The organism is Trebonia sp., assembly GCF_049794275.1.
Classification (GTDB): domain Bacteria; phylum Actinomycetota; class Actinomycetes; order Streptosporangiales; family Streptosporangiaceae; genus Trebonia.
The window spans coordinates 1-9464 of the sequence record NZ_JBARCR010001149.1 but is presented as its reverse complement, the minus strand read 5'-3'; the positions used below and the strand labels follow the sequence as shown (position 1 = coordinate 9464).

8 protein-coding genes are annotated in these 9464 nt (G+C 70.8%); 4 read left to right on the top strand and 4 right to left on the bottom strand.

Annotated elements, in window-relative coordinates:
• On the bottom strand, window positions 1-1226 hold a 1226-nt coding region (locus WA805_RS28450), incomplete at its 3' end, for a hypothetical protein (protein ID WP_424564002.1).
• A 307-nt stretch (window positions 1227-1533) separates the two neighbouring features.
• Here WA805_RS28450 and WA805_RS28445 point away from each other — a divergent pair.
• The 4 genes from WA805_RS28445 (at window position 1534) to WA805_RS28430 (ending at window position 5161) form a co-directional block, all read left to right on the top strand.
• Window positions 1534-2217, top strand: coding sequence for a GAP family protein (locus WA805_RS28445; protein WP_422287410.1), 684 nt, complete (start codon window positions 1534-1536; stop codon window positions 2215-2217).
• Between the two features lie 62 nt (window positions 2218-2279).
• Window positions 2280-2513 carry a hypothetical protein gene (locus WA805_RS28440; RefSeq protein WP_422339354.1) on the top strand — a complete coding sequence of 78 codons (234 nt, stop codon included), beginning with the start codon at window positions 2280-2282 and terminating at the stop codon, window positions 2511-2513.
• A gap of 7 nt (window positions 2514-2520) precedes the next feature.
• Entirely contained in the window at window positions 2521-3576 is a 1056-nt protein-coding gene (locus WA805_RS28435; protein WP_425243863.1) for a formylglycine-generating enzyme family protein, read from the top strand.
• A gap of 160 nt (window positions 3577-3736) precedes the next feature.
• Entirely contained in the window at window positions 3737-5161 is a 1425-nt protein-coding gene (locus tag WA805_RS28430) for a DUF2252 domain-containing protein (RefSeq protein ID WP_422276465.1), read from the top strand.
• Between the two features lie 6 nt (window positions 5162-5167).
• Here WA805_RS28430 and WA805_RS28425 read toward each other — a convergent pair whose 3' ends face one another.
• From WA805_RS28425 to WA805_RS28415, 3 genes are all read right to left on the bottom strand, one after another.
• Window positions 5168-6256, bottom strand: a complete 1089-nt coding sequence (locus WA805_RS28425) for a lysylphosphatidylglycerol synthase transmembrane domain-containing protein (RefSeq protein WP_422337897.1) — start codon at window positions 6254-6256, stop codon at window positions 5168-5170.
• Window positions 6253-8706: a lysylphosphatidylglycerol synthase domain-containing protein gene (locus tag WA805_RS28420; protein WP_425243862.1), complete on the bottom strand. Its 2454-nt coding sequence runs from the start codon at window positions 8704-8706 to the stop codon at window positions 6253-6255. Before WA805_RS28420 ends, WA805_RS28425 begins: the two co-directional genes overlap by 4 nt.
• A 196-nt stretch (window positions 8707-8902) precedes the next feature.
• Entirely contained in the window at window positions 8903-9205 is a 303-nt protein-coding gene (locus tag WA805_RS28415) for a hypothetical protein (RefSeq protein WP_422276471.1), read from the bottom strand.
• Window positions 9206-9464: the final 259 nt, after the last annotated feature.

Below are 9464 nucleotides of genomic sequence, written 5' to 3'. Positions count from 1 at the left end.
GGAAACAGCCCGAGGGCCGTCTCCAGCTCCCCGATCCGGTCTGGCAGCGCCCCGGCCAGCCCCGCCTCGGTCAGCGCCAGCGACGCGTGCTCCCAGTCCCCGGTCTCGGCCCAGCAGCGGACCGCTTCGATCGCGTCGCCGTCGCGCGTGTGCCAGCGCGCGGCCCGGCCGAACAGGCCGGGAACCTCCTCTGGCATGCCCCCGCGCAGCTCGCCGAGCAGCACCTGCCGCAGGAACGGGTGATACCGGTACTTGCCCTGCGCGTCCCTGGACACGAAGCTGCCCGTCCTGCTGAGCTGGTCCAAGACGCGCGTTCCGCCGTGCCCGCCTGTCAGCCAGTCGGCGAAGTCCCCGGTCAGCCGCTCGGCCACGCTGGTGCGCCGGAGGAACCGCCGGACCGCGGGGGGCTGCTGGTCCAGCACCTCGTCGCGCAGATAGTCGGCGACGATGGGATCGGCGGCGATGGCGCCGACGCTCAGCGCCCCGTCTCGCGCCGCGATGAGCGCGGCGAGCCGCGGGCCGGCCATCCAGCCCTCCACGGAGCCGAGCAGCTGGTCGCGCTCCGCGGCGCTGGCGGTCAGGCCCAGGGCGGCGAAATACCCCTCGGCCTCTTCCGCCGTGCAGGCTAGGTCCGCGGGCCTGACCTCCGACAGCGTGCCCGCCACCCGCATCCGCGCCACGTGCAGCTCGGGCAGGGACCGCCCGGACAGGATGAGGCGCAGCGCCGCCGGCGCGTTGTGAATGAGCAGGGCTAGCCCGGGCATGACCTCGCTGCCCGCGAGCACGTGCACGTCGTCGAGGACGAGCACCACCGATCCCGACAGCCGCCGCATCGCGACCACCAGGTCGGCCGGCAGGTCGTCGTCGCCCGCACGGCTGCGCGGCACGAGCTCCGACACCGCCGATGTGCCCCCGATCGCCAGCGCGGCGGTCATCGAGGCCCAGAACCTGGCGGGTTCCCTGTCTCCCTCGTCCAGGCTCAGCCAGGCGACCCGCCGGGACCTCACCTTCGCGGTCGCCCATACGGCGCAGGCGACGGTCTTGCCCGAGCCTGCGGGGGCGGCGATCATCGTCACCGGGCGGGCGGTGGCCTGTTCGATCAGCTCGGTCAGCCGGTCGCGCCTGAACACGTCGTCCCCCAGGCACGGGATACGGACCTTACTGTCGAGGAGCCGCGACTCTACGCCGATAGCGATGCCGTCGGAAACGGTTGACTCTAGCGTCACGTGCTTCACCCCGATCCCCCCGCCGACCAGCCACTTACCCGCGCCCGTCGTTCCGTACGCATGTCAACACGTTCCGCCACGGGAAACTCGCGAGGCATCACCCGCAATGGATGAGACACGGGTGAGGAGCTAATCACCCCGGAGGGATGATGATCTGGTAAAGGACCGCGGCTTACGGTCGTGCCCGCAGACGCGTCGCCGTCGATACGAAGGGGCCCGCCATATGAGCAATGCACAGGATCAGCTGGCGACCGGGACCGCGCTGCTCGCGCCGCGGCGCGAGTGGGCCTGACGGGTCGGGCCGGTCGTGGGCTTGGGCGCGGCGATCGGCGGCGCGCTGCCGTTCGCGGTCGGCGTCGCCTTGAGCCCTATTCCGATCGTCGCCGTGGTGCTGATGCTGACCACGCAGCGGGCGCGGGTGAACGGCGCGGTGTTCATCGCCGGCTGGCTGGCCGGGCTCGCCGTCGTGGGGGCGATCGCGCTGAGCATCGCGGGACCCGCGGACGCCAGCTCGTCCGGCGCTCCCGCCACCTGGGTGAGCTGGCTCAAGGTCGTGCTCGGCGCGGCGCTGCTCCTGGCAGCGGCGCTGCAGTTCCGCAACCGCCCCAGGAACGACGACCGGGTGGAGCTGCCGAAGTGGATCGCCCGGGTCGACGAGATCAAGCCGCTGTCCGCGGCCGGGCTGGGCGTGGTGATGGGCGGCCTCAACCCGAAGAACCTGCTGCTCGCGGTGGCCGCCGCGGCGGCGATCGCGCAGACCGGCATCTCCGGCGGCGAGGAGGCGATCGCCTACCTGGTGTTCGCGCTGGTCGGCACCCTCGGGGTCGGCACACCCGTAGGGATCTACTTCGCGATGGGCGCGCGCTCGGAGAAGCTGCTCACCGGGCTGAAGGACTGGATGGCTCAGCACAACGCCGTGATCTCGGCGGTCATCTGCCTGATCATCGGCGTGAAGCTCATCGGCGATGCCATCACCGGGCTGACTGCCTGATTTTCTTATCCGGAACGTACGCGGCTGACTCCGGTCGGCCACAGGTGACTCAAGGAGCCGTGATGGCGAAACCGTTCAAGGGCACGATCAACGTCGACATCCGCGACTCGAAGCCGGTCCCGGGCGCTAGCCTGTACGTCGGCAGGAACCCCGGCGAACCCGTCACCGAGGACTATCCTGGCGGGGCGCCGCACTCGTTCACCGGCGGCACCATCAACCGGATCGCGATCGACGTTAGCGGCGAGCCGTATCAGGATCTCGAGCGCGAAGCCGCCCTCATGCTCATGCGGGAGTAACCCCACGATGTCCGAAGCGATTGGGCTCTCGAAGAGCCTGACGAAGAACATGGCTTGGGTACCCGGCGGCAGCTTCCTGATGGGATCCGAGGACTTCTACCCGGAGGAACGCCCGGCGCGCCGCGTCGAGGTCGACGGCTTCTGGATGGACGATCACCCGGTCACGGTCGCGGAGTTCCGCCGGTTCGTGACCGCGACCGGATACGTGACCATGGCCGAGCGACCGCTCGACCCGGCGCAGTACCCCAGCGCGGACCCGGACCTACTGCGCCCCGGCTCGCTGGTGTTCTTCGCGGCCAGTGGGCCGGTGGACCTGCGGGACGTGTCGCAGTGGTGGCGGTACACCCCGGGCGCCGACTGGCGGCATCCCCGCGGGCCGGGCAGCACGACGGGCGGCCTGGACCGGCACCCGGTCACCCACGTGGCCGCCGAGGACGCCGACGCGTACGCCGCGTGGGCGGGCAAGGAGCTGCCAACCGAGGCCGAGTGGGAGTTCTCCGCCCGCGGCGGGCTGGACGGCGCGGCCTACACCTGGGGCGATGACCCGTTCCCCAAGGGGAAGGTGATGGCGAATACCTGGCAGGGCGAGTTCCCCTGGCAGAACCTGAAGCCACCCGGCAAGCACGGCACGTCCCCGGTACGGAGCTTCCCGCCCAACGGCCACGGCCTGTACGACATGGCCGGCAACGTATGGGAGTGGACGAGCGACTACTTCGCCGCGCAGCCTGCCGGCTCTGCTTCTAACCACGGGGCTTCTAACCACGGGGCCTGCTGCGTGCCGCGCAACCCGCGGGTGACCGACCCGGGCGGCAGCCTCGTTCCCGGCGAGCCGGGGGCGCACATCCCGCGCCGGGTGATCAAGGGCGGCTCGCACCTGTGTGCGCCGAACTACTGCCTGCGCTACCGGCCGGCGGCTCGCCAGGGCGAGGCGGTCGACACGTCAACCGCCCACCTCGGCTTCCGCTTCGTGATCCGCCCGGCGGCGGCCTTACGGCCCCGGGAGCCGCGGGCTCCAGCCGCTCAGCCTTGTCGCCACACCTTCATCTGTGCATCATCGATGTGATGGCGCGATCACTCGCCGCGGGTGACGTCAGCCAGCGGCCTCCCGAGTCACGATCCAGCTCATGAACAGGCGGCAAACGATGACCGACTTTCCGCAGCTGGCGCCTACCCCAAGTTTGCGATCGTTACGCCATGATCACTATGGAGGAAGTGGTGACGCCATGACCGCCCTAGACGAGCGGCAAGCGCAGGGCACCAGCGCCCGCACCGGCACCCCGCGGTCGTCGCACGCGGGCTGGGCGCCGGCGGCCGACCGCAGGCACCCCGTGGACCTGCTCGAAGACCAGAACACCAACCGGGAGCCCGATCTCGTGCCGGTCCGGCGCGGCCGGATGATGGTCTCGCCGTTCACCTTCTACCGGGGCGCGGCCAGGATCATGGCCGAGGACCTGAAGGACACCCCGGTAGCCGGCCTCAGCGTCCAGCTGTGCGGCGACGCCCACCTGTCGAACTTCGGGGTGTTCGGCTCGCCGGAGCGCAGGCTGGTGTTCGACCTCAACGACTTCGACGAGACCCTGCCTGGGCCGTTCGAGTGGGACGTGAAGCGGATGGCGGCGAGCTTCGTGGTGGCGGCCCGCGACAACGGGTTCACCCCGGCGGACGGGCGCGCCGTGGCGCTGGCCTCGGTGACCGCCTACCGGGAAGCCATGGCCGAGTTCGCACGGCAGGGCACGATGGACATCTGGTACGCCAGCCTCGACGAGGACACGATCAAGGCCGCGGTCCTGGAGGCCGGGAAGACGGCGACGAAGAGCAAGGCGACCGGCGGCGGCCAGGCCAAGATAGCCAAGCTCGCGCAAAAACGAGTATGGGAGGCCGCCGCTAAGGCGCATACCCGCGACAGCCTTCAGGCGCTGTCCAAGCTCGGTGAGCTGGACGACGGCCGGTACCGGATCGTCAACCAGCCGCCGGTCGTCATCCCCGTGCGTGACCTGGCGCCTGAGCTGACTCCCGACCGCCTCAGCAAGCTGATCCGTGAGCAGTTCACGGCCTACCGCGCGAGTTTGCAGCCCGACATGCGGCACCTGCTGGGGCACTTCGAAGTCGTGGACTTCGCCCGCAAGGTCGTCGGCGTCGGCAGCGTAGGCACCCGCTGCTTCATCGTCCTGCTCCAGGGCCGCGACGCCAGCGACCCGCTCTTCCTCCAGGTGAAGGAGGCCACCACGTCGGTGCTGGAGGAACACCTGCCGCGCAGCCGCTATCGCCAGCACGGCCAGCGAGTAGTGCAGGGACAAAAGCTGATGCAGGCCACTAGCGACATCTACCTCGGCTGGGCCCGCGGCGTGGACGTCAACAGGCACTTCTACTGGCGCCAGCTGCGGGACATGAAGGGATCGGTGCCGATCGAGGAGATGACCCCGCTCGGGCTTACCCTGTACGCGCGGCTCTGCGGCTGGACGATGGCCCGTGCGCACGCCCGGTCAGGGGACCCGGTCGCGATCGCCGCCTACCTCGGCCGCGGCGACGCGTTCGACCGCGCGATCACCGACTTCTCCGAGCGGTACGCCGACCAGAATGAGCGCGACTACCAGGAGTTCACCACCGCGATCAAGTCGGGCCGACTGGACTGTGTCGAAGGGGTCTGACCACCGTCAGGACGTCGCGTCCTGGGGTGCGGGCCGCGGCTCTGGGGACGAAGGATGGCTCCCGTACCTGAGCCGGAACAGGGCGTAGGCGATCGGCCCAGCGAGCAGCGGGAGCCAGTACGAGGCGAGCCGGTAGGTCAGTGTCGCCAGCACGGCCTGGCTCGAGTTCACCTCGGACAGCACCAGGAGCCCGGTGAGGCTGGCTTCCACGATCCCCAGGCCGCCGGGGGTGATCGGGATCATCCCGATGACGCCGGCTACCGCGTAGGCGATCAGGATCACCGAGGGACGCGGGTGGCTCCCGGTGGCCCGCAGCGCGGCGAGCAGGCACAAGTAGTCGAACGCGAGACGGCCCGCGGACAGCAGCAGCGCCTGCCACCACTGCCGGCCCAGCACGGCCCGGATGTCGTCGCGCTGGGCCAGCAGGGTCTCGTCCAGCCCCTCCAGCGGCGGGCGTTTCGGCAGTAGCCGGTTCCTCAGCCGCTGGGCCAGCCGGCCGACCGAGCGGAGCGGCGCGTCATAGACAAGGACGACCGCGCCGAGCCCGGCGAAGGCCACGAATCCCGCCGCCCCCAGGGCCGCGGCGTTCAGCAGCCCCCGGCTGACCGGCGCACCCAGCAGGACGACGGGAAGGGCGAAGGCCGGCAGGGCCAGCAGGCTGCCCACGCCCAGCAGGGAGAACGCCGCCAGCCCGCCCACGGTAGATTCAGTGCTCTCGCCGCTGACCGCCAGCATGCGGAACTGCACGGCGGCGCCCACCGCCGCTCCCCCCGGCATGATCAGGGTGACTGCGTTGCCTGCCAGCTGGGACGTGACGACCGGGAACCAGGCCCGGGTGCGGAGGGCGAGGCGCTGCAGGGCGAACGTGCAGGTGAAGTGGGCCACCTGGAACGCCACGGCCAAGATGAACCACCAGGGATGCAGGGTGGACAGCCGCGGCCAGGAGGCGAACACCTCGGTGATGGCTGGGAAGACGAGGTAGAGGGCCACACCGGTTATGACCACCATCGCAGCCCGCTTGGCCACCGTCTTCCACGCCAGCGGATGCTCTTTCTGGTCCTCGATGGTCGCGGCCAGCGAGGCCTCGGTGCTCACAGGTAATCTCGCCTGCGCAGCCACACCAGCGTGAACCACCCCCAGATAGGCGGCAGATAGGAGGTAAACAGGCGCTGGATGAAGACCGCGGCGGTGGCGTCGGCCTCGGACACCCCTGCCGCGGTGAGGCCGAGAATCATGCCGGCTTCGACCACGCCCATGCCGCCGGGCGACGGCGCGACGGCCCCGACGATCGCCGCCAGCACGATGACCACGATGATGACGGGCAGCCGGAGATGGTCACCGAAGGCCCGCAGCGAGACCGACAGGGACATGGCAATCAGCAGCTCGCGCCCGAGCGCACCGCCCAGCAGCAGCACCAGCTTGCGCGGCGAGCTGGCGACCTGCCTGAGGTTGCCCCATACGTCGCGGATCCTGGGCCGCAGCTTCGCGGCGGCCAGCCTGCGCAGCCGCGGCACGGCCAGGGCCAGGCCGATCACCACGCCCGCCAGCACGACGACGGCCAGGATGATCCACACCAGCTTGGAGTCCCCGCCGGACTCGGGAGTTGCTTCCAGGTGGATGGATCCCCACGCGAACGGCAGCGACACCACGAACACCACGGTGGTGGCGATCCAGCTGGCCACGGTCATGATGGCGCCCGAGCTCAGCGCGACCGTCGCGTCGTAGCCCTGTTTCTGGTAGAAGCGCACCCGGGTGGCGAAGACCGCGGGCGCGCCGCCGGCCAGGCCGCTGAAGGCGTTGGCGACCTCGACGGCCAACGCCCGGCCGAACGGCAGCGGGCCGGACACGCTGCCGAGGGTTTCGACAGCGGAGGACGCGTAGGCCAGCTGGGCCAGGACGAGCGCGATGATGACCCAGAGCCAGTCGGCGCCGATCACGGTGTCGAAGGACTTCGAGACGTCGATGAGCACGCCGATCAGGGCCCAGCCGCCGATGAGGGTGCCGATGATCAAGATCAGCGTCGGCCAGCTCACCCGGCGGGGCTGGGCCAGCTCGGGCAGCTCGATCGAGGCGGATCGAGCGGCTTGCTGCCGGACTTCGTCCAGCAGCCCGCTGTTGCTTCGTAGGCGCCTCCCGATGGCCGGGTCGAGGGCCGGCTTGTGCAGGTGTCGGAGCGCACCCGCGAGTACCTCCGGTGCGAGGCATCGGGCCGCGGCGTCGCCGGCCCGTTCCGCGCCGACCGTCACGGCCGTGGCGGCCAGGGCGCCGGCCAGGTCCTGGTCAAGCTGATCGACCGACGCGCTCCCGATGGCATTGCGGAAATCCGCCAGCACAGCGGTCTGCCCGGCCGGGTCGATCAGCAGCGCGTCCCCGCTGATGGCGCCGTGGGCGATCCGGGCCTTGCGCAGGATCAGCAGCTGACGGTAGATATCATCAAGCGCGCCATCGCCGACGTCGTCCGGCCCGGCCTCGGCCAGGGAGATCGTGCTCGGCAGACGGTACACCAGCACCGCGTCCTTCGATGGCCCCGCGGTTCCCGCCTCCACCAGCTCGGGCACGGCCACACCCGCCTGACCGGCCCGCAAGGCGAAGAAGGCCTCGCGCTGGACCTGCTGGAGCCGGGTCAGCGTGAGGGTCGGGCCGGAATCCCGGTACAGCAGGAACCGGCCCGCCTTGGTCAGCAGCCGGCCGCCGGCCGCATCCCGGCCATAGACGGCGATGGCGAGGCGGCGGGAGGAATCGTCGGTGGCCTCGTATTTCGCCGCCCCCCAGGCTTGCTGCGGCATCGGCTGCAGGTGGCCCACGCTGATGCCGAACTCGGCCAGCAGCCGCCGCACGTCATCGGCGGACGGCAGGCCCAGCGGCGAACCGAAGGCGAGCCTGACCACCGCGGTCGTGCCCCAGCCGATGACCAGGCTCCCGACGACGTTGAGCGGCAGCCCGTGACCCCCGACCGCCGTGGCCAGCGCGACCAGGGTGATGAAGATCTCGACGATGACCTGCAGGCCCCGGGCCAGATAGGGCAGGGCCGCCGTGGCCACCGCGGCGAACAACGCGATCCGCAGGACCGGGAAACTGAGGTCGTAGTCGCCGATCACCACCCCGCCGGGCCGTCCGCCGTGATTGCCGAGCCACAGGATCAGCAGGCCGGTGACCGCCGCGGCCCCGACCGCGCTCAGCCCGATGTCGCGCGCGATCTCCCACCGGCGGGCCAGCAGAGCCATCCCCACGAGCACGATCACGACGCCGAACGAACCAGCCTGGTATACCACCGTCACCAGCCAGGTAATGCTCCACGGCGGCGGATGGATCACGGCGACGATGGCCCGGTCGATCCGGGAGTCGTAGTGGATGATCAGCAGGCAGCACACCAGGGCCACGACGGCCGCGGCCAGGCGCATCCCGTCGGTCCCGCGGCGGCGTCGCCGGCCGTCGCCGGCCGGAGCCAGCAGGGCCGAACGCCAGTCGCGCACGAGACTCCGCTGAGCACCGGGAACGGCGACCTCGGGCGGAGGCTGCAGGTCTGGCCCGGGACCGGAGCGCATGTCAGTCATCCGCCTGCCGGGCTAGCGCGGCCGCGCGCTCTGGCACGAGGGCGAGCAAGGTTACGACGACCGCGACGGACCACCAGAACGGGATCCGGCCGGCGCTGGACCCTTCCGCCATGCGCGCCCCTTCCCGGGCCGCCCAATAGTGGCCCGTGCTGGCACGTACACGATAATCCGTCTGATGCCGGACGGGCTAGCTCTCCGCGTTGGCGGGCTGAGTCGTGTTCTCGTCCTGCCAGGCGCGGGAGCCGGCGGTGTACGCCGCCTTGGCCTGCGCCCAGGTGCCCTTCGCGATCTCGGACGGGGGCCGTTCGAGGTCGGCTACCCACCGCTGGACCGCCTTCAGCAGCCCGGTGCCGCTGACGGCGATGCCGGCCACGCAGATGGCACAGCCGACGCCGAACAGCGTGCCGCCGATGATCAGGTGCTTTGAGGGCACCTGGAACCCGGTGGCGTCCGGCCGGAACCCGTTCGCGGTGACCCGCTCATTCGTCATGGCGTCCCTCCTCTGGAATGACATCAATGCTTCAGGCAGCGGCGCGGCCGCGCCTCACCCCGGGTGGGTGAGCTCGCGCTCAGACGGCAGCTACGTCAGACAGTAATGGCGACGGTGACGCCGTCTACTCCGCTTGGGTGCCGGGCGTGGCCGCGCAGCACAGCGTCCGCGCGGGCGGCCAGCCGGAGCGGCTCGGCGATCTCATCGAGCAGCGCGGCGGCGGACGCTGTGTGCGCCTGCACCGTGAGCGACCCCAGCC